This window comes from Streptomyces olindensis, from assembly GCF_040645895.1.
Classification (GTDB): domain Bacteria; phylum Actinomycetota; class Actinomycetes; order Streptomycetales; family Streptomycetaceae; genus Streptomyces; species Streptomyces olindensis.
On sequence record NZ_JBEYZD010000021.1, the window covers coordinates 94,108 to 114,190 of the forward strand.

At 73.0% G+C, this 20,083-nt stretch carries 17 protein-coding genes and 1 pseudogene; 9 read left to right on the forward strand and 9 right to left on the reverse strand.

Features of this window, described 5'->3' with window-relative positions:
* Nucleotides 1–131: 131 nt before the first annotated feature.
* Nucleotides 132–737 carry a hypothetical protein gene (locus ABZ948_RS16155; RefSeq protein ID WP_359759966.1) on the reverse strand — a complete coding sequence of 202 codons (606 nt, stop codon included), beginning with the start codon at nt 735–737 and terminating at the stop codon, nt 132–134.
* Nucleotides 738–855: 118 nt separating this feature from the next.
* Between ABZ948_RS16155 and ABZ948_RS16160 the strand changes: the two genes are divergently transcribed.
* The 3 genes from ABZ948_RS16160 to ABZ948_RS16170 are packed head-to-tail and all read left to right on the forward strand — an operon-like array spanning nt 856 to nt 2,931.
* Nucleotides 856–1,929: a sialidase family protein gene (locus ABZ948_RS16160; RefSeq protein WP_359759968.1), complete on the forward strand. Its 1,074-nt coding sequence runs from the start codon at nt 856–858 to the stop codon at nt 1,927–1,929.
* A gap of 38 nt (nt 1,930–1,967) precedes the next feature.
* On the forward strand, nt 1,968–2,687 hold the full coding sequence (npdG, locus tag ABZ948_RS16165; protein WP_359759970.1) for an NADPH-dependent F420 reductase: 720 nt from the start codon (nt 1,968–1,970) through the stop codon (nt 2,685–2,687).
* 13 nt (nt 2,688–2,700) lie between these two features.
* The gene (locus ABZ948_RS16170) at nt 2,701–2,931 is read left to right on the forward strand and encodes a hypothetical protein (protein WP_359759972.1); all 231 of its coding nucleotides are present in this window, start codon (nt 2,701–2,703) and stop codon (nt 2,929–2,931) included.
* Here ABZ948_RS16170 and ABZ948_RS16175 read toward each other — a convergent pair.
* On the reverse strand, nt 2,921–3,721 hold the full coding sequence (locus ABZ948_RS16175; protein WP_359759973.1) for a site-2 protease family protein: 801 nt from the start codon (nt 3,719–3,721) through the stop codon (nt 2,921–2,923). The two genes, ABZ948_RS16170 and ABZ948_RS16175, sit on opposite strands and share 11 nt — an antisense overlap.
* Before the next feature lie 104 nt (nt 3,722–3,825).
* Here ABZ948_RS16175 and ABZ948_RS16180 point away from each other — a divergent pair, with 104 nt between their 5' ends.
* Both ABZ948_RS16180 and ABZ948_RS16185 read left to right on the forward strand, forming a co-directional pair.
* The gene (locus tag ABZ948_RS16180) at nt 3,826–4,533 is read left to right on the forward strand and encodes a DUF6578 domain-containing protein (protein WP_359759975.1); all 708 of its coding nucleotides are present in this window, start codon (nt 3,826–3,828) and stop codon (nt 4,531–4,533) included.
* Between the two features lie 142 nt (nt 4,534–4,675).
* Complete coding sequence (locus tag ABZ948_RS16185; protein WP_359759977.1) at nt 4,676–7,984, forward strand: AfsR/SARP family transcriptional regulator; 3,309 nt, start codon at nt 4,676–4,678, stop codon at nt 7,982–7,984.
* Nucleotides 7,985–8,003: 19 nt separating this feature from the next.
* Here ABZ948_RS16185 and ABZ948_RS16190 read toward each other — a convergent pair whose 3' ends face one another.
* The 3 genes from ABZ948_RS16190 to panB all read right to left on the reverse strand — a co-directional run bounded on the left by ABZ948_RS16190 (nt 8,004) and on the right by panB (nt 10,896).
* Complete coding sequence (locus ABZ948_RS16190) at nt 8,004–8,819, reverse strand: ABC transporter permease (RefSeq protein WP_359759979.1); 816 nt, start codon at nt 8,817–8,819, stop codon at nt 8,004–8,006.
* Nucleotides 8,816–9,835 carry an ATP-binding cassette domain-containing protein gene (locus ABZ948_RS16195; RefSeq protein WP_359759981.1) on the reverse strand — a complete coding sequence of 340 codons (1,020 nt, stop codon included), beginning with the start codon at nt 9,833–9,835 and terminating at the stop codon, nt 8,816–8,818. Before ABZ948_RS16195 ends, ABZ948_RS16190 begins: the two co-directional genes overlap by 4 nt.
* A gap of 185 nt (nt 9,836–10,020) precedes the next feature.
* Complete coding sequence (gene panB, locus ABZ948_RS16200; protein ID WP_359759983.1) at nt 10,021–10,896, reverse strand: 3-methyl-2-oxobutanoate hydroxymethyltransferase; 876 nt, start codon at nt 10,894–10,896, stop codon at nt 10,021–10,023.
* A 301-nt stretch (nt 10,897–11,197) separates the two neighbouring features.
* Here panB and ABZ948_RS16205 point away from each other — a divergent pair, with 301 nt between their 5' ends.
* On the forward strand, nt 11,198–12,250 hold the full coding sequence (locus ABZ948_RS16205) for an endonuclease/exonuclease/phosphatase family protein (RefSeq protein WP_359759985.1): 1,053 nt from the start codon (nt 11,198–11,200) through the stop codon (nt 12,248–12,250).
* 136 nt (nt 12,251–12,386) lie between these two features.
* Nucleotides 12,387–13,604: an MFS transporter gene (locus tag ABZ948_RS16210; protein WP_359759987.1), complete on the forward strand. Its 1,218-nt coding sequence runs from the start codon at nt 12,387–12,389 to the stop codon at nt 13,602–13,604.
* A 776-nt stretch (nt 13,605–14,380) separates the two neighbouring features.
* On the opposite strand, the gene ABZ948_RS16215 is transcribed toward ABZ948_RS16210, so the two are convergent.
* Nucleotides 14,381–15,073, reverse strand: a complete 693-nt coding sequence (locus tag ABZ948_RS16215) for a haloacid dehalogenase type II (protein ID WP_359760029.1) — start codon at nt 15,071–15,073, stop codon at nt 14,381–14,383.
* Between the two features lie 201 nt (nt 15,074–15,274).
* On the opposite strand from ABZ948_RS16215, the pseudogene ABZ948_RS16220 reads away from it, so the two are divergent.
* A pseudogene (locus tag ABZ948_RS16220) lies at nt 15,275–16,064 on the forward strand (alpha/beta hydrolase).
* Here ABZ948_RS16220 and ABZ948_RS16225 read toward each other — a convergent pair.
* Both ABZ948_RS16225 and glnA read right to left on the reverse strand, forming a co-directional pair.
* Nucleotides 16,065–16,526 carry a hypothetical protein gene (locus ABZ948_RS16225; RefSeq protein ID WP_359759988.1) on the reverse strand — a complete coding sequence of 154 codons (462 nt, stop codon included), beginning with the start codon at nt 16,524–16,526 and terminating at the stop codon, nt 16,065–16,067.
* Nucleotides 16,527–16,720: 194 nt separating this feature from the next.
* Nucleotides 16,721–18,082 (reverse strand): type I glutamate--ammonia ligase, encoded by a 1,362-nt coding sequence (glnA, locus tag ABZ948_RS16230; RefSeq protein ID WP_031113946.1) that lies wholly within the window; start codon nt 18,080–18,082, stop codon nt 16,721–16,723.
* Between the two features lie 298 nt (nt 18,083–18,380).
* Between glnA and ABZ948_RS16235 the strand changes: the two genes are divergently transcribed.
* Nucleotides 18,381–19,568: a globin domain-containing protein gene (locus ABZ948_RS16235; protein WP_359759991.1), complete on the forward strand. Its 1,188-nt coding sequence runs from the start codon at nt 18,381–18,383 to the stop codon at nt 19,566–19,568.
* Here ABZ948_RS16235 and ABZ948_RS16240 read toward each other — a convergent pair.
* Complete coding sequence (locus ABZ948_RS16240; protein WP_359759992.1) at nt 19,565–20,014, reverse strand: RrF2 family transcriptional regulator; 450 nt, start codon at nt 20,012–20,014, stop codon at nt 19,565–19,567. The genes ABZ948_RS16235 and ABZ948_RS16240 overlap by 4 nt on opposite strands.
* Nucleotides 20,015–20,083 lie beyond the last annotated feature (69 nt).

Here is a 20,083-nt window from a genome sequence, read left to right on the forward strand (position 1 = left end):
CCGCCCCGGGCGTCCGTCACGTCCGGGCACCCGCCCCGGGCGTCCGTCACATCCAGGCACCCGCCCCGGGCGTCCGTCACGTCCGGACACCCGCCCCGGGCGTGCGTCCCGGGCGGGCACCCGCCCCGGCGTCACCAGCGGGCCGGCGGCGGTGCCGTCAGGTGCTCCGCCAGCCTCGACACCCGGTCCCGGAAGCGGCGCCGGCCGCGCGGTGGGGGCGGGAGGGCGTTCTCCCCGGCCGCCGCGCTGACCAGGTGCTGGACCGTGTCCAGGTCCAGCTCCGAGCCGTCGGGGACGGCCAGGGCCTCATGGGCCATCGCGGGCAGCTCGCCTCGGCCGGGCCCGAGGGACAGGACCGTCGCCCCGGCCCGGCGGGCGTCGGACACCCGCTCCAGGAGGGGCGCGCACGGGGCCCCGGGGGCCACCACCAGGAGGGTCTCGCCGCGCCGGGCCGCCTCCAGCCTGCCGAGCCCCACCGCCAGGTGCGCCGGGTCCGAGGGGCGCGCGTCGTGCCGTACCAGCGTCGGGGCCAGTTCCGGCATGCCCGACCAGGCGGCCTCGTCCACCAGGTGCGCCGCCAGGTGCCACGGCTCGTACTCCGGCGTGCCGACCAGCAGCAGGCCGCCCCCGTGCGACACCACCGAGCCGCGCAGCGCCCCGGCGAACCGCCGCGTGGCTCCCAGCCACTCCGTCCCGGCGAGCACTTCCCGCAGCAGCGCGACCCGTACCGCATCCATGCGACCGCATCCTGCCCGAACCGGTCACCCGTGACGTGGAGTTCACCGCGCATTCGCCCGGCCTGGGTAGGCGGACCGGTCACCCATTCCGTCGTCGAACGACCGGAGGAACCCGCCGATGACCGAGACCAGCGTCCCCTTCCGCGCCGGCCGCGAGGGGTACGCCAGCTTCCGTATCCCCGCCGTCGTCGCCGCCGGCAGCGGCACCCTGCTCGCCTTCTGCGAGGGCCGGGTCGGCTCCCGGGACGACTTCGGCAACATCGACGTCGTGCTGAAGCGCTCCACGGACGACGGCCGCACCTGGGGCCCGCTCCAGGTCGCCGCGCGCAACGGCGACGCCCTCGCGGGCAACCCCGCCCCCGTCGTCCTCCGCAGCGGCCGCGTCCTCCTCGTGCACGTGCGCAACGCCGCCCTCGCCACCGAGGACGCCATCCGGCGCGGCAAGGTGGCCGCGGCGGACGGACGGCGCGTGTGGGTGCAGCACAGCGACGACGAGGGACTCACGTGGTCCGCGCCCAGGGAGATCACCGAGGAGACCAAGAAGCCGCAGTGGCGCTGGTACGCCACCACCCCCGGGCACGCGATCCAGCTGGGCACCGGCCGGATCGTCGTCCCCGCCAACCACTCCCTGCCGCCCACCGGCACCGACAACGGCACCGAGGGCAGGTACAACGGCGGCCACTGCCTGCTCAGCGACGACGACGGCGCCACCTGGCGCATCGGCTACGTCGACGACAACCCCGACGGCTACATCAACGCCAACGAGACCACCGCCGCCGAACTCCCCGACGGCCGCGTCTACTTCAACACCCGCAACGACTCGCCCTCGCCCGGCACCCGCGCCGACGCCCACTCCGCCGACGGCGGGCAGAGCCTGCTGAAGCCCTTCCGCCCGCAGGCGGGCCTGTCCGCCCCCGTGTGCCAGGCGAGCGTCCTCCAGCTCCGCGACCCCGATCTGCTGCTGTACTCCGGGCCAGCCGACCCGGGCTTCCGCGCCCTGATGACGATCCGCGCCTCCACCGACGGCGGCACCACCTGGCGCCCGGCCCACACCGTGGACGGACTGCCCGCCGCCTACTCCGACCTGGTCCGCGTCGACCCGGACACCGTGGGGCTGCTGTACGAGACGGGCGACTTCGGCGCCTACGAGACGATCACCTTCCGGCGGGTGCCCGTGACGGACCTGACCTGAGCCGATCGGGGCGGGACCGCGGCCGTAGAGTCGGGGCCATGACCTCTACCGACAGTGCTGCCACCGACAACGCCCAGAAGGCCCCCGCCAAGGACCCCTGGGACCTGCCCGACGTCTCCGGACTCGTCGTCGGCGTGCTCGGCGGGACCGGGCCGCAGGGCAAGGGACTCGCCTACCGGCTCGCCAAGGCCGGGCAGAAGGTGATCATCGGCTCCCGGGCCGCCGACCGCGCGCGGGCCGCCGCCGAGGAACTCGGACACGGCGTCGAGGGCGCCGACAACGCCGAGACCGCGCGCCGCAGCGACATCGTGATCGTCGCCGTGCCCTGGGACGGCCACGGCAAGACCCTGGAGTCCCTGCGCGAGGAACTGGCCGGCAAGCTCGTCGTCGACTGCGTCAACCCGCTCGGCTTCGACAAGAAGGGCGCCTACGCCCTCAAGCCCGAAGAGGGCAGCGCCGCCGAGCAGGCCGCCGCGCTGCTGCCGGACTCCCGGGTCACGGCCGCCTTCCACCACCTGTCGGCCGTCCTCCTCCAGGACCCGGAGATCGACGAGATCGACACCGACGTGATGGTGCTCGGCGAGGTCCGCGCCGACGTGGAGATCGTCCAGGCCCTCGCCGGGCGCATCCCCGGCATGCGCGGCATCTTCGCCGGGCGGCTGCGAGGCGCCCACCAGGTGGAGTCGCTGGTGGCGAACCTGATCTCCGTGAACCGCCGGTACAAGGCACACGCCGGGCTCCGCGTCACGGACGTGTGAGCCGCTGAGGCGCATGGGGGACACTGGTCGTCGTAGCAGTGTCCCCCGACAGGAGTCGACCGAAATGCCCCGCCTTGCCGTTTACGCCCTGATCGTCTGCGTCCTCTCCGTGGCCGCGGCCGTGGTCTCCTTCATGGAGGGCTACTGGTTGGGGATCGTCTGGGTGCTGCTGGCGGGCCTGTCGTCCAACATGTGCTGGTACTACGTGAAGCGTGCCAAGGCGCAAAAGTCGGTCACGGGCTGACCGAGCAGAACTCGTTCGAGCCCTGCCAGAAGCGGTACAGCTCCTGACCGCAGTACGTCTCGAAGTCGCTGATCCCGAGCGACTTCAGGATCGAGTCGATCACGTCGAAGAAGACGCCGTTCACCGCCGGCAGCCACAGCAGCGCGAACACGAACAGCAGACCGAACGGCGCGAACGGCTCCACCTGACGCCGGATGTTGTACGACAGCCACGGCTCGATCACGCCGTAGCCGTCCAGGCCGGGCACCGGCAGGAAGTTCAGCAGCGCGGCCGTCACCTGGAGCAGCGCGAGGAAGGCGAGGGCGAACCGGAAGTCGCTCGGCACGCCGTCCAGCGCGTCCAGCCAGAACGGGGCCGTGCACACGACCGCGAACAGCACGTTCGTCAGCGGGCCCGCCGCCGAGATCAGGCTGTGCTTCCAGCGGCCCCGGATCCGCCCGTGCTCGATGAACACCGCGCCGCCGGGCAGTCCGATCCCGCCCATGATCACGAAGATCACCGGCAGCACGATGCTGAGCAGCGCGTGCGTGTACTTCAGCGGGTTCAGGGTCAGATAGCCCTTCACGCCGACCGAGATGTCGCCGCTGTGCAGGGCCGTGCGCGCGTGCGCGTACTCGTGCAGGCACAGCGAGACGATCCACGCCGCCGTCACGAACAGGAACACGGCGACCCCGGGCTGCTCGGCGAACCCGGTCCAGGTCGCCCATCCCGTGACCGCCGTCACGGCCAGGATCCCGACGAAGACGGGACTGATCCGCCGCTCGCTGTGGCGGCTGGTCGCGGTGGTCATGGGACTCCCTGCACTCTCGAACACGCGGTGGGACGGCCCGACGGTACCGGGCGCAGGGGGAAAACGTCTCGCGCGGGGCGGTCGGTTCCGGGGAGGGTGGGGTCATGGGGCTCTGGCACGTGATCTACGAGGACTGGCAGCTGGAGTGCTGCGGCACGCCGTTCGCGGTGGGGGACGAGGTGAGCTGGCCCCTGCTCCTGGAGGACGCGGACCACGTGTTCGGGGGTGGCTGGCACGACCAGCTCAGCAAGGTGCGCGGGCCGGTGGAGGACGTCGGCGGCGTCCGGGTCGTGCGGGAGGAGACCGGCCTCCCGGTCGCCCTGGCCGGGGATCCCGACGACGAGGAGGACCGGCGGCCGAAGCCGGGGGACCGGGTCCGGTCGGTCGGGCTGCTGTCCGTCGAACGGCACGGCGCGAAGTGGCCCGAGGCCCGCGGCCGGGTGCGGGCCGTGCAGGTGCTGAGCCAGGCCTACGCCGAGACCGCGCCCGGCTCGCGCACGTGGGAGCCGGTGGCGGGGGAGCGGCGGCTGCGGCTGGTGGAGCGGTGCCCGAGGTGGTTCGCCGAGGGCACGGCGGAACAGGGGCGGCAGTGGAGGGAGTCGGGGGTGGTGGCGACCCTGGAGGTGCCGGGCACGGACTCCTGGCTCTCCCACGCCCTCCGCGAGGCCCGGGGCATCCCGCACCAGGGCGCCCGGCCCGGCACGGAGACCGAGGGCCTGCCGGCGGCGGAACTGGCGGGCCTGCTGGAGAAACTGAGCACGGTGGCACCCCCGCCGCGGCACCGGGGCCGACCGAGGCGCCGGCATGGGTGAACGCGGTGTGAGGGGCGGGCGCGAGAGGTGGGGGAGTACCCCTCGGTCCGGCCGCCCGCGACACGAGCCCGCCGGCGCCCGTCTTACCCTCGGCCCGTCGCACCGTCGGGCCGTCGTGACCGCCCCCTTGCCACCGGAGACAATGGACCCCGTGCGCTACCGCATCCTCGGCACCACGCAGGCGCTCCGCACCGACGGCACGGCCGTCCCGGTCGGCGGGGCGCGGCTGCGTGCGCTGCTGACCGTGCTCGCCCTGCGGGCCGGCCGCACCGTGCCCGTGGGGCTGCTCGTCGACGAGGTGTGGGACGGGGATCCGCCCGCCGACGCGCCGGGGGCGCTGCAGGCGCTGGTCGGGCGGTTGCGGCGGGCGCTCGGGGCGGACGCGGTCGCCTCCGCCGAGGGCGGGTACCGGCTCACGGCCGCCCCCGACGACGTCGACCTGCACCGGTTCGAGCGGCTGGCCGGCGAAGGACTGCGGGCCCTGGCCGACGGCGACCCCGCCAAGGCGGCCGTGGTCCTCGACGACGCCCTCGCCCTGTGGCGCGGCCCGGCCCTCGCCGACCTGCCCGACCGTGCCGCCGAGGCGGCCCGCTGGGACACCCGCCGCCTGGACCTGCTGCGGGCCCGCCACACCGCCGCCCTCGCCCTCGGCCAGGCCGAGCAGTCCCTGCCGGAACTGACCGCCCTGTGCGACGGCCACCCCCTGGACGAACCCCTCCAGGCGCTGCGCCTGCGCGCCCTGCGCGACGCGGGCCGCACCGCCGAGGCCCTCGCCGCCTACGAGGACGTACGACGCCTCCTGGCCGACCGGCTCGGCACGGACCCGGGACCCGAACTGCGCGCGCTGCACACCGAGTTACTGGCCGCCCCGGGCCCGGGCGGCTCCCCGGCGGCCCACCAGGCCGCGACACCCCCAAAGACCCCGGCCGCCCCCGTCCCCGGAAACCTCCGCGCCCGCCTCACCTCCTTCATCGGCCGGGAGACCGACATCGAGACCATCCGGGCGGATCTCTCGGCCGCCCGCCTGGTCACCCTGCTCGGCCCCGGCGGCGCCGGGAAGACCCGCCTGTCGCAGGAGGCCGCCGAGGCCGTGCGGCACGCCATGCCCGGCGGGGTGTGGCTGGCCGAACTCGCCCCCGTCGACGACCCCGCCGCCGTACCGGAGGCCGTGCTCACCGCCGTCGGCGCCCGCGAGACCGTGCTGTACGGCGCCGGCGCCGAGGGCATCCGGGCCGCCGTCGCCGACCGGCTCGACGACCCCGTCGAACGGCTCGCCGAGCACTGCTCCCGCCCCCGCATGCTGCTGATCCTCGACAACTGCGAGCACGTCGCCGACGCCGCCGCCCGGCTCGCCGAGGAACTGCTGGCGCGCTGCCCCGACCTCACCGTCCTCGCCACCAGCCGCGAACCCCTCGGCGTGCCGGGGGAGTCGCTGCGCCCGGTGGAGCCGCTGCCCGAGCCGGTCGCGCTGCGCCTGCTCGCCGACCGGGGCGCGGCGGCCCGGCCCGGCTTCCGCATCGAGGACGACCCCGAGGCGTGCGCCGAGATCTGCCGCCGCCTGGACGGCCTGCCCCTGGCCATCGAACTGGCCGCCGCCCGGCTGCGGATGCTCACCCCCCGCCAGATCGCCGACCGGCTCGACGACCGCTTCCGCCTCCTCACCTCCGGCAGCCGCACCGTCCTGCCCCGCCAGCAGACCCTCAGAGCCGTCGTCGACTGGTCCTGGGACCTGCTCGACGAGGACGAACGGGACGTGCTGCGGCGGCTGTCGGTGTTCGCGGGCGGCTGCGACCTGCCCGCCGCCGAGGCGGTGTGCGGACCGGTCGCCCTGGAGGCGCTCGGCTCGCTCGTCGACCGCTCCCTGGTCGTGGCCGCGCCGCCCGGCGAGCAGGCCGACGGCGAGATGCGCTACCGGCTGCTGGAGACCGTCGCCGAGTACGCCGCCGAGCGGCTGGAGGAGTCCGGGCAGCGCGCCGCGGCCGAGCGGGCCCACCTGGAGTACTTCCGGGAACTCGCCCGCACCACCGACCCGTTGCTGCGGGGCCCCGGCCAGCTCGCCGCCATCCACCGGCTGGAGCGGGAGTACGAGAACCTGCGCACCGCCCTGCGGCACGCCGTCGCCCTGCGCGACGAGCAGGAGGCGCTGTGCCTGGCGCTGTCGCTCGTCTGGTACTGGCAGATGCGCGACCTGCGCATCGAGGCCCGCAACTGGTGCCGCGAGGTCATGGCCCTCGGCCCCGACCCCTTCACCGAGCCCGTCCGCCCGGCCGCCCCCGTCTGGCAGCGCTGCACCGACGCGCCGCCGCCGATGACCGGGGAGGTCCTGTGGGAGGCCCGGCGCGGGATCCACCTGGCCCACCTCGCCTGCATGGACACGGAACTGGAGGCCTGGCAGAACCCGCGCTCCCAGCGGAAGCTGCGGGCCATCGCCGGGACCTACGAGCCCGGCCTGCCGCAGAACTGCCGCCTGCCCGGCCTGCTCTGGTTCTTCGCCGTGATGCTCACCGGCGAGATGGACCGGCTGCGCGTCATCGTCGACGCGTCCATCCGCACCTGCCGGGAGACCCCCGGCTTCGCCTGGGAGCTGGCCTCCGCCCTGCAGATGCGGGCCAACTTCCTCGCCAACCGCACCGACTGGGCGGGCGACGCCGCCCGTGACGCCGACGAGTCGCTGGAGATCTACCAGCGCCTCGGCGACGCCTGGGGCACCGCCGAGGCGCTCTCCGCCCGCGCCGAGGCCCACGAACGCCGGGGCCATTACGCCCGGGCGGCCGCCGACTACGAGACGGCCATCGCCCACGCCGAACACCTCGGCGCCCGCGCCCAGGCCGCCGTCCTCACCGCGCGGCTCGGCAACGCCCTGCTGGAGGCCGGCGAGGGCGAACGCGGTGAGCGGCTGCTGCGCGAGGTGATCGCCCAGCACGAGGACGCGCACAGCGAGGCCATGCCGGCCGCCCGCCTGTTCCTCGCCGGCCGGCTCGGCATGACGGGACGCACCGCCGAGGCGCGCGAACAACTGCGGCGGCTGCGCCAGGACTTCCGGATCGCCCACTTCATCGTCTTCGACGCGTACATCCTCGGCTCGGAGGCCTGGCTGGACGCCGTGGAGGGACGGTACGAGGACTGCCTGCGCCTGATCCGCAAGGCGCTGGAGCGGGCCACCGATCCGCTGGCCACGGCGATCACGCCCCATATGCGCTCGGGATACCTGATCACCGGCGCCTGGGCCCTGGCCGGCGTCGACGGCGGGCGGCGCGCCGGGGACGCGGCCCGCTGCCTGGGCGCGTTCGACGCCCTGCTGCCCGCCGGCCACGTCGCCCAGACGCAGGAGCGCGAGACCCGTGAGCAGGCGGAGCGGCTGGCCCGGGCCTCGGTCGGCGACCCGGCGTACGAGACGGCGTACGCGCAGGGCGGCGGCCTCTCGCTCGATGAGGCCGTCGCCCTCGTGTGACGCCGACGGTGCCGCCAGGTCAGCTCTTCGTGCGGAACTTGTGGATCGCGACCGGCGCCATCACCGCGGTGATCGCCACCGACCAGCCGAGCGTCACCCACAGATCGTGCGCGACAGGCCCGCCCACCATCAGGCCGCGCGCGGCGTCGGCCAGCGTCGACAGCGGGTTGTAGTCGGTGAACGCCTGCAACCAGCCGGGCATCGACGTCGTCGGCGCGAAGATCGACGAGCCGAACTGGAGCGGGAACAGCACCAGGAAGCCCATCGCCTGCACGGACTGCGCGTTCTTCAGGATCACGCCCAGGGTGAGGAACACCCACATGATCGACGAGGCGAACGCCGTGGACAGCGCCACGGTCGCGAACAGCCCCGGCCAGTTCGTGATCTCGAACCCGACCGCGACGGCGACGATCATCAGCACGGCGGTCGCGAACAGCATCCGCAGCAGCTCCACCGAGATCTTCGCGAACAGCACCGAACCACGCCCGATCGGCAGGGACCGGAAGCGGTCCATGACACCGGAGTTGAAGTCCTGGCTGAAGCCGGTGCCGACGCCCTGGGACAGCGTCATGCTCATCATCGCGATCATGCCGGGGATCACGTACTGCACGTACCGGTCCTGCCCGCCGCCCAGCGCCTGCCCGATCGAGCCGCCGAAGACGAACACGAACAGCAGGGTGAAGATGACCGGCATCAGCAGCGCGTCGGCCATCGACTCCGGGTCCTTGCGGATCCACAGCAGGTTGCGGCGGATCAGGGCCCCGGTGTGACGGAGGTGGCCGCGCAGCGGGATACGGGCGTCCGTCCCGGCGTCGTGGACGGTGACGGCGCTCATACGGCGGCCTCCTGAAGGTCTTCGGCGGGCATGGCGTCCTGCGGGGCACTGGCGCGATGGCCGGTGAGGGACAGGAACACCTCGTCCAGGCTGGGCAGTTCGGTGGTGATGGAGGACAGCGTGATACCGCGCGCGGTGACGGCGCCGACCACTGCGGTCAGCTGCTCGTCGCTCAGGATCGGCACGAGGACGTCACCCCGGTCGGTGTCCACGGTCGTGGTGGCGAGCCCGGTGATCCCCAGCTCGTCCAGCGCGGCGGCGAGGGGCCGCAGCTGCGTCGGATCGGCGGGGCGGACCCGCAGCGCCCGGCCGCCGACCTTCGCCTTCAGCTCCTCGATGGCGCCGCCGGCGATGACCTGGCCGCGGTCGACGACCGTCAGCTCGGAGGCCAGTTGCTCGGCCTCCTCCATGTACTGGGTGGTGAGCAGCACGGTGACCCCGTCGCCGACCATGCGCTTGACCTCGTCCCACACCTCGTTGCGGGTGCGCGGGTCGAGCCCGGTGGTCGGCTCGTCCAGGAAGAGCACGGCCGGTGCCCCGATCATCGAGGCGGCCAGGTCCAGCCGCCGCCGCATGCCGCCGGAGTACGTCGCCGCCGGCCGCTTGGCCGCCTCGGTGAGCGAGAAGCGCTCCAGCAAAGCGTCGGCCCGGGTGCGGGCGTCCTTGCGGGGCAGGTCGAGCAGCCGCCCGATCATGTAGAGGTTCTCCCAGCCGGAGAGCTTCTCGTCCACGGAGGCGTACTGCCCGGTCAGGCCTATCACCCGCCGCAGCTGCCGCGGCTGCCGTACGACGTCGTAGCCGGCCACGGTCGCCTGCCCCGCGTCGGGCTGCAGCAGGGTGGACAGGATCCGCACCAGGGTGGTCTTCCCGGCCCCGTTCGGCCCGAGCACCCCCATCACGGTGCCCTCCCGCACCTCCAGGTCGACCCCGTCCAGTGCCTTGGTCTCCCCGTAGTGCTTCACCAGCCCCCGCACAGTGACAGCGGCGCCGCCGGTTCGTGTGTCGATTCGCGTCATGCGGACGACAGTGTCAGCGCGCACCGACAAACCACCGACAGACCGCTGACAGGGGTTCGTCGCCACCGACAAACCACCGACAGGCCGCCGACCAACCCTCGACAGCGGCCCGGGAACGGGAACAGCCCCGCCGACGGGGGACGATCGGCGGGGCTGTCCGGTACCGCAGTGGTTCAGTGGACGGCTCAGTGGACGGAGTGCTCCTCGGAGGGGAACGTTCCGCCGACCACGTCCTCGGCGAACGCCTTCGCCGCGTTCCCCATGACCTCACGCAGGTTCGCGTACTGCTTCACGAACTTCGGCACGCGCCCGCCGGTCAGCCCGAGCATGTCGGTCCACACCAGCACCTGCGCGTCCGTCTCGGCCCCGGCACCGATCCCGACGGTCGGGATGTGCAGCACCCGCGTCACCTCGGCCGCGAGCTCCGCCGGAACCAGCTCCAGCACCACCGCGAACGCGCCCGCGTCCTGCACGGCCTTCGCGTCCCGCAGCAGCTGCTGGGCCGCCTCCTCGCCGCGGCCCTGCACGCGGTAGCCCATCGCGTTGACGGACTGCGGGGTCAGCCCGATGTGCGCCATGACCGGGATGCCGGACTCGACCAGCAGCCGGATCTGCTCGTGCGACCGCTCGCCCCCCTCCAGCTTCACGGCCTGCACGCCCGCCTCCTTCACCAGCCGGGTCGCCGAGCGCAGCGCCTGCACCGGACCCTCCTGGTAGGAGCCGAAGGGCAGGTCGCCGACGATCAGGGCGCGCGAGGTGCCCCGTACGACCGCCGCCGACAGCATGGTCATCTCGTCGAGGGTGACGGGCACGGTCGTCTCGTACCCCAGGTGGCAGTTGCCCGCCGAGTCGCCGACGAGCATGACCGGGATCCCGGCCTCGTCGAAGACGGACGCCGTCATCGCGTCGTACGCGGTGAGCATGGGCCACTTCTCGCCGCGCTCCTTGGCGGCGGCGATGTCCCGCACGGTGATGCGGCGGGTGCTCTTGCCCCCGTACAGCGCCTTGCCGCCGTCGGAGGGCTTCTGCTGAGCGTTCTGGGCAGCCGGAAGCTGCGTCATTGCACGGCTCCTCACACGTCATCTCGAGGCGCCCTGACGGCGTCCCCGGACCACGTCCATGGTGGCACCTCGTGCCATGCAGGGCTAGGGGAGCCCCTGTGAGTTCGACTTCCCCCCGGTCCCAGTGTGCGCGTTTCGTCACAGAGCGCGCTTTCCGTGGCCTTGACCGGAACTCCCCGCGGCGACTCGAACGTCATCGCCCCCGTACGGCCGTCGAGGGACGGCGGGAACGGAACGGATCATCCCCTAGGGTCGTAGACACGGGGGCGATGGTGTGCACGGCAGGCAGTGAGGCGACGGTATGGCCCAGCAGGCGTACATGACGGAGACGGACAACGGCGGCTCGGGGCCCGAGCACCGGGGGACCCGGCTTCGGCGCCTGTTCGACCGGCTGTTGGGCCCCTGGCGCGGCGACCCACGGATCTGGCGGCGCGGGCTGCTCGTGGCCACCTGCGCGGTGCTGCTGGCCGTCGTCATGATCCTGCACTCGCGCATCCCGAACACGATCGGCAACCTGGGCAGTCTCATCGAGACGTTCCTGCCCTGGCTGGGACTCCTCGTGCCGGTGCTGCTCCTGCTCGCCGTCCTCCGCAGGTCGGCGACCGCGCTGATCGCGGTGGTGCTGCCGGCGCTGGTCTGGCTGAACCTCTTCGGCGGCCAGCTCACCGACAAGACCGCGGCCGGCGGCGACCTCACCGTGGCCACGCACAACGTCAACGCCGAGAACCCCGACCCGGCCGGCACCGCCCGTGACGTGGCCGCCTCCGGCGCGGACGTCCTCGCCCTGGAGGAACTGACGGCGACCGCCGTGCCGACGTACGAGAAGGCGCTCGCCTCGACCTACCGCTACCACTCCGTGCAGGGCACGGTCGGGGTGTGGAGCAAGTACCCCCTGAGCGATGTGCGGGCCGTCGACCTCGACATGGGCTGGACGCGCGCGATGCGCGCCACCGTGACCGCCCCGGCCGGCCAGGTCGCCGTCTACGTCGCCCACCTGCCGTCGGTGCGCGTGAAGATGGAGGCCGGGTTCACGGCCCGGCAGCGCGACCGGAGCGCCGACTACCTGGGCCACGCCATCGCCCGTGAACCGCTGAAGAACGTCGTCCTGCTCGGCGATCTGAACGGCACCATGAACGACCGCGCGCTCAACGCCGTCACCTCCCAGATGCGCTCCACGCAGGGCGCGGTGGGCAGCGGCTTCGGGTTCAGCTGGCCGGCGTCGTTCCCGATGGCGCGCATCGACCAGATCATGGTCAGGGGCCTGACGCCGGAGAGCTCCTGGACCCTCCCGCAGACCGGCAGCGACCATCTGCCCGTCGCGGCCCGTGTGAAGGTCGCCACAAGCGGTTCCTGAAAACCGCAGGTCAGGGCAGTTCGGCCAGGATCCGGCACCTGAGGGTTCACCTCGCGGAATAGTGCGCCTGCGAGACTTTGTTCCGTACTTGAACATACGAAGTACGGATCTCCACGCAAGTCTCGAAAGGTTCTTCATGCCCCTGGCCCTGCTCGCCCTCGCCGTGGGTGCCTTCGGCATCGGCACCACCGAGTTCGTGATGATGGGGCTGCTGCCCGATGTCGCGGACGACCTGCACATCTCGATACCCGCCGCCGGCCATCTGGTGTCGGCGTACGCACTCGGCGTCGTCATCGGCGCCCCGCTGCTGGCCGCGGTCACCGCGAAGATGTCCCGCCGCACGGTCCTCATCGGGCTGATGGGACTGTTCGTCGCGGGCAACGCCCTGTCGGCCCTCGCGCCCGACAACGGCTGGCTGCTGGCCGCCCGCTTCCTGAGCGGACTGCCGCACGGCGCCTTCTTCGGAGTCGGCGCCGTCGTGGCGACGAACATGGTCGCCCCCGAACGCAAGGCGCGCTCGGTCTCCCTGATGTTCCTCGGCCTGACGGTCGCGAACGTCGTGGGTGTGCCCGTCGCGACCCTCATGGGACAGCAGCTCGGCTGGCGGGCGACCTTCCTCGGCGTCAGCGCCATCGGCCTGGCGGCGATCGCCGCGCTCGCGTTCCTCATCCCGCACGACCACGAGCACGCCACCGCCAAGGGCCTGCGCGGCGAACTCGCCGCCCTGCGCTCCGTCCCGGTCTGGCTGTCGCTCGGCACGACCGTGGCGGGCTTCGGCGCCCTGTTCGCGGCCTACAGCTACATCACGCCGATGCTCACGGACGCCGCCGGCTACGCCGACGCCAGTGTCACCCTGCTGCTGGCGCTGTTCGGCGTCGGCGCCACCGCCGGCAACCTGCTGGGCGGCCGTCTGGCCGACCACTCCCTGCGCGGCACGCTGTTCGGCGGCCTGACCGCCCTGGTGGCGGTGCTGGCGCTGTTCCCCCTGCTGATGCGCACGGAACTCACCGCCGCCGTCGCGGTGATCCTGCTCGGCATGGCGGCCTTCGCCACCGGATCCCCGCTCCAGCTGATGGTCATGGAGAAGGCCTCGTCGGCCCCGTCCCTGGCCTCCTCGGCCAACCAGGCCGCCTTCAACCTGGCCAACGCCGGCGGCGCCTGGATCGGCGGACTCGCCCTGGCCGCGGGCTTCGGCGTCACCTCCCCGGCCCTGGCCGGAGCGGCCCTGGCCGTCCTCGGCCTCGGGGTGGCAGCGCTGGCCGCCGTGGTGGACCGGCGCCGGGCTCCGGTCGCCGGACGCGAGCGGGTCGTGGCGAGCCATGTCCCGCAGGAGGCGGAAGCCGTGCACCACTGACCGAGGGCGCGGCGACACCACACCTGGGCGGCAGCCCGTAGGGAGAGTCCTACGGGCTGCCGCGCTGTTTGTGGGGGTGCTGCGGGGCCGGGTGGGCGCCGAGGCCGCCCGGCGCGTGGCCGACCTGGCCGGGGAGGTGACGCCGTCGGGGCCGGGCGGGGCGCCGCGGCTGTCGAGGGGGCTGTCGGCGGGCTGTCGCCGGGGCCGGTTCGCACTCGCCGTCGGGCGTCGAGGTGGTGGCTTCTCGCCGTGCCTGGGTTGGGAGGTGGTGGCTTCTCGCCGTGCCTGGGTTGGGAGGTGGTGGCCTCACGCCTTACCTGCGTCGGGACGTGGTAGCTTCCAGCCTTGCCTGCGCTGGGGGCCGGTGGCTTCCCACTGTGCCCGCACCGCGAGGCGGTGGCTTCCCACTGTGCCTGCGCCGGGAGGCGGTGGCTTCCCACTGTGCCTGCGCCGGGAGGCGGTGGCCTCTCGCCGTACCTGCGTCGGGAGGTGGTAGCTTCCAGCCTTGCCTGCGCTGGGGGCCGGTGGCTTCCCACTGTGCCCGCATCGCGAGGCGGCGGTCTCCCGCCGTGCCTGCGCCGCGAGGCGGCGGTCTCCCGCCGTGCCTGCGCCGCGAGGCGGCGGTTTCCCGCCGTGCCTGCGCCGGGAGGCGGCGGTTTCCCGCCGTGCCTGCGCCGGGAGGCGGCGGCCTCTCGCCGCGCCCGCACCGGGATGGCGGCGGCCCCCTCAACGCGCCCGCCCCCCGAGGCGGCGGCCCTCCACCCCGCCCGCACCGGCTAACGCGACGTCAGGGCACCGACCAGGCCGTCGAGTCCGTCGAAATATCCGTCGAAGGCATCGGAGGCGGCCGGCGGATCCCCGGCCGGGCGTTGGACGTAGGCGGTCCGCATCCCCACCGCCTGCGCGCCCCGGAGGTCCCAGGCGTGGGCGGCCACCATGAGCACGCGCTCGGCCGGGCAGCCGGCGCAGTCCAGGGCGAGTCGGTACACCTCCGGCTCCGGCTTGTACGCCCGGGCGGACTCGGCGGACAGCGCCTGGTGCCAGCGCAGCCCGGCATGCGCGTTGAGCCGCAGCAGGGCGGTACGGCTCGCGTTGGAGAGCCCGAGCACGGGGAACCGCCGCGCGAGCCGCTCGAGACCGGCGACGGAGTCGTCCCAGGGGGACAGACGCCGGCCCGCCGTGGCGAGCCGGGCGACGGCAGCCGGGTCGCTGACCTCGGCCAGGTCGGCCACGCGCCGTGCGGCCTCGGCGTCGAGGATCTCGGTGCCGGCGTACGGGCGGAGCCCCTGCCGGACGCGTTCCTGTTCCTGCTCGCGGTGCCGCCGCCACACGGCGAGCAGCTCGTCGACGGCCGCGTCGTCGGACCCGGGTGCCGCTTCGCGGATCGCCGCTCGCAGCCCGCCGGGTTCGTCGACCATCGTTCCGAGGACGTCGAAGACGACGACGTCGATGCCGTCGATGGTTCCGATGGTTCCGGTGGTGAAGTCGATGTCCGAGCCGCTGTCCCGGTTCTCGCCCACGCGCACTCCCGTTCGCCGTGCCGTCACCGTCCGAGCCGGTGACGACGATGGTGGCAGCGACCGCGTCACCGGTCAAGACGGTGACGCACGCAAGCGGAAGAACGTATACCCGTTGCAGTGGTGATCTTGCGTTGCGTAATGTCCCCGAGAATGAGCAGTCACATACAGCCCACCTTCGTGCTGGTCCACGGCGCCTTCGCGAACTCCTTCTCCTTCGCGCCCCTCCCAGGCACCGCAGGACCTCGAAGGCCTCGCCACGGCGCCCGGCTCGATCAAGGGCGTCACCCTCGCCGACAACGCCGCGCACCTGATCGGGATCCTGGAACGGGCCAAGGAGAACGGGCCGGTGATCCTGGTCGCCCACAGCCGGGGCGGCGTCACGGCCACCGCCGCGGCCAACGCCCGGCCGGACCTCATCGACCGCATCGTCTACGTGGCGGCCTGGTGCCCGGTCGCCCTCGACGTCGCCGGCTACTACGCCGAGCCCGAGATGGCCACGGTCGACGCCGCGTCGCTGGGTCTGGCCATGGCCGGGAACCCGGCCGAACTCGGCCTGCTCCGCGTCAACTTCCGCACGGCCGACCCGAAGGCCCTCGCGGCGTTCAAGGCGGCCTTCATCGCCGACGGCACCGACGACGAGTTCCTGACCTTCCTCAACACCTTCCAGCCCGACGAGAACCTGGACGTCGGCACCTCCGCCGACCGGGCGCAGGCCGCGACGTGGGGCCGCATCCCGAAGACCTACGTACGCCTGACCGGGGACGCGAGCCTGCCGCTCGCCCTCCAGGACCGGCTGATCCGCGAGGGCGACGCGCTCACCCCCGACAACCCGTACGACGTCCGCACCCTCGAAGGAAGCCACCTCAAATGGCTGACCGCCCCGGCTCCGGCGGCCCGGGTCCTGGGGGAGCTGGCCGGGCTTGCGGGCAGGGAGGCCTGATCACGAGCCCGTCGACGGGTGGGCCGCCCAATGGCCGGACAGCGCCGGCCACCAGTCCGGATGTTCGCCCACCACGTGCACCAGGGCGGGCGAGGAGTCACGCAGCCTGAGGGCGAAGCCCTGCCATCCCTTGTAGCCCTTCAGCTCAGGGTTGAGCGTGTTGATCAGCAGGCCGTAGTTCACCGTGTCGGCGAGCATGGCCGTGATGAGGAGAACCCGGGCCCGCGTGTCCGCCTGCCTCGGGAGATCGGCACTCCCGTAGAAGTAGACGTACAGCTCGGGCTGTGCCGCGATCATGCCCTCGATGTGGTGGAGCCGCTCCATACCGTTGTAGATCGCGGCGGCACCCGCGACGCCGTTGCTGATGACGGTCTGTCGCGTGAGCTCCCGGGTCTGCCACGCCGAGACGAGCAGGGACGCCACCACGCCGACCGACGCGATCAGCCCGAATACCTCGCTCACTCCGGTCCCCCCAGATCGAAAGTACCGGGGCACTACCCGCGGCACGAGATCCAGTAACGACCGCCGGCGGTCGGCGAGTGCGGCACCCGCGACGCCGTCGCCGATGACGGTCCGACGACCGAAGCGACGAGGCCGACGGTCACCGACCGTCGGCCTCGTCCTCCGAACCAGCGGGCAACCCGCCGCGACCCCGCCTACAGCGCCGGCAGATTCTTCCGCAGCTCGAACGCCGTCACCTCGGACCGGTACTCCTCCCACTCCTGCCGCTTGTTCCGCAGGAAGAAGTCGAACACGTGCTCGCCGAGCGTCTCGGCGACCAGGTCGCTGCGTTCCATCAGGGTCAGCGCCTCGCCCAGGTTCTGCGGGAGCGGCTCGATGCCCATCGCGCGGCGCTCGGCGTCCGAGAGGGCCCAGACGTCGTCCTCGGCGCCCGGCGGGAGCTCGTAGCCCTCCTCGATGCCCTTCAGGCCGGCGGCGAGCAGGACCGCGTAGGCCAGGTACGGGTTCGCGCCCGAGTCCAGGGAGCGGACCTCGACGCGCGCCGAGCCGGTCTTGCCGGGCTTGTACATCGGCACCCGGACCAGCGCCGAGCGGTTGTTGTGGCCCCAGCAGATGTACGACGGGGCCTCGCCGCCCGCGCCCGCCGTGCGCTCCGCGCCGCCCCAGATGCGCTTGTAGGAGTTCACCCACTGGTTGGTGACCGCGGAGATCTCCGCCGCGTGCCGCAGCAGGCCCGCGATGAAGGAGCGGCCCACCTTGGACAGCTGGTACTCCGAGCCGGACTCGTAGAAGGCGTTGCGGTCGCCCTCGAAGAGGGAGAGGTGCGTGTGCATGCCGCTGCCGGGGTGCTCGGAGAACGGCTTCGGCATGAACGTCGCCTGCACGCCCTGCTCCAGCGCCACCTGCTTCATGACCAGGCGGAACGTCATCACGTTGTCGGCGGTGGACAGCGCGTCGGCGTAGCGGAGGTCGATCTCCTGCTGGCCGGGCGCGCCCTCGTGGTGGGAGAACTCGACCGAGATGCCCATCGACTCCAGCATGGTGATCGCCTGGCGGCGGAAGTCCATGCCGACGTTGGTCGGGGTGTGGTCGAAGTAGCCGGAGTTGTCGGCCGGGGTCGGACGGGAGCCGTCCAGCGGCCGGTCCTTCAGCAGGAAGAACTCGATCTCCGGGTGCGTGTAGAACGTGAAGCCCAGGTCGGAGGCGCGGGCCAGGGCGCGCTTGAGCACGTAGCGCGGGTCCGCGAAGGACGGGGAGCCGTCCGGCATGAGGATGTCGCAGAACATGCGCGCCGTGCCCGGGGCCTCCGCGCGCCAGGGCAGGATCTGAAAGGTCGACGGGTCCGGCTTGGCGATCATGTCGGACTCGTAGACCCGGGCGAAGCCCTCGATCGCGGAGCCGTCGAAGCCGATGCCCTCGTCGAAGGCCTGTTCCAGTTCGGCCGGGGCCACGGCGACGGACTTGAGGAAGCCCAGCACGTCCGTGAACCACAGGCGTACGAACCGGATGTCGCGCTCCTCCAAGGTCCGGAGCACGAACTCCTGCTGCTTGTCCATCTTCCGCTTCCCCATCCTTGCTGGTCAGGCCGCCTTCTCTTCCGTACCACGGGAGGCGGTCGGGCACCTGAGCATCCCACCACACCACCATTTCGTACGCGTTGCGCACCATGATCGCCCGGCCGGCCCGGGGCCGAACGCCTCACGTACGGCGGGTGAACTGCTCTTCCGCCCATAGTGCCTGCTCGTACCGACATCCGTAACGGCCGGTCCCCGTCGCCGCCCCCTCGCACTTAATTTGCATCTCAGATGCAACTTTAAATAGCGTGCGCGGCAGTCGAGCATGGAGGAGCCCCCGATGCTGTCCGAGCAGTCCGCCACCACCGTCCGCGCCACGCTTCCCGCCGTCGGCGCGGCCCTCGGCGCGATCACCGAGCGCTTCTACGCCGGGCTGTTCGCGGCCCGTCCGGAGCTGCTGCGCGACCTGTTCAACCGGGGCAACCAGGCCGCCGGCACCCAGCGGCAGGCGCTCGCCGGTTCCATCGCCGCCTTCGCCACGCACCTGCTGGATCATCCGGAGCAGCGGCCGGACGCGATGCTGCAGCGCATCGCCCACAAGCACGCCTCGCTCGGCGTCACGCCCGAGCAGTACGGCATCGTCCACGAGCACCTGTTCGCCGCCATCGCCGACGTGCTGGGCGACGCCGTCACACCCGAGGTCGCCGCCGCCTGGGACGAGGTCTACTGGCTGATGGCGAACGCCCTGATCGCCGTCGAGAAGCGGCTGGGCGAGGAGCGCGGCGGCCCGGTCTGGCGGCCCTGGGAGGTCGTCGAGCGGGTCGCCGAGACCCCGGACGTCGCCACGTTCCGGCTGCGGCCCGCCGACGGCGGCCCGGTGCCGGAGTTCCTCGCCGGCCAGTACGTCTCCGTCCGCGTGGCCCTCCCGGACGGCGCCCGCCAGATACGGCAGTACAGCCTCTCCGGGGCACCCGGCCCGGCCCTGCGGCAGATCAGCGTCAAACGCGTGCGGGGCGGCGGCGCCCCCGACGGAGAGGTCTCCCACCACCTCCACGCGCGCGTGGAGGTGGGCGACGTCCTGGAACTGTCCGAGCCGTACGGCGACCTCGTCCTGGACGCCGGCCCCGACACGCCCCTGCTGCTGGCCTCGGCGGGCATCGGCATCACCCCGATCGCCGCGATGCTGGCCCACCTCGCCGACTCGGGCCACCGCGCCCCGGTCACCGTCGTCCACGGCGACCGCTCACCCGCCACCCACGCCCTGCGCACCGACCACGAGGCCTGCGCGGCGAAGCTGCCGGACTCGGCCGTCCACCTCTGGTACGAGCAGGACGCCCCGGCCGGCGCCCGCTCCGGCCTGGTCGACCTCGCCGACGTCCCCGTCCTCCCGGGCACGCGCGCGTACCTGTGCGGCCCGCTGCCCTTCATGCGCGCGGTCCGGACCCAGCTGATCGCCAAGGGCGTGGCACCCGCCGATGTCCACTACGAGGTCTTCGGCCCCGACCTGTGGCTGGCGGGGCAGGCCTAAGGGGCCGGAGGGCCGCCCGCCCGTGAGATGTCCAGCAGCAGCGCCCCGGTCGGCTCCGCCACGATGTCCGCCACCGTGACCGGGTCCAGGGAGGCGAAGAACGCCTCCTGGGCCCGGCGCAGGGCGCCGCGCAGCCGGCAGGCGGAGTTCAGGGGGCAGGGGGTGGGGCCCTCGCAGTCGACGACGTCGCCGTCGCCCTCGAAGGCGCGGACCACGGCGCCCACCGAGGCCGTGCGGCCCCGCTCGGTGAGGCTGAGGCCGCCGCCGCGGCCGCGGCGGGCCGCGAGCAGGCCCATGTGCTGGAGTTCGGCGACCACCTTCGCCAGGTGGGTGTACGGCACGCCCATGCCCTCGGCGACGTCCCGGGTCGTCGGACTCGCCTCGCCCGAGACGGCGAGCCGCATCAGGACCCGCAGGGCCAGGTCGGTGGAGCGCAGCAGCCGCATGCCCGCAGCGTAGATAATGGGAATCTCCGGTTCAAATTATCCGGACCCGCGCCGTTCCAAGCTGTCGGG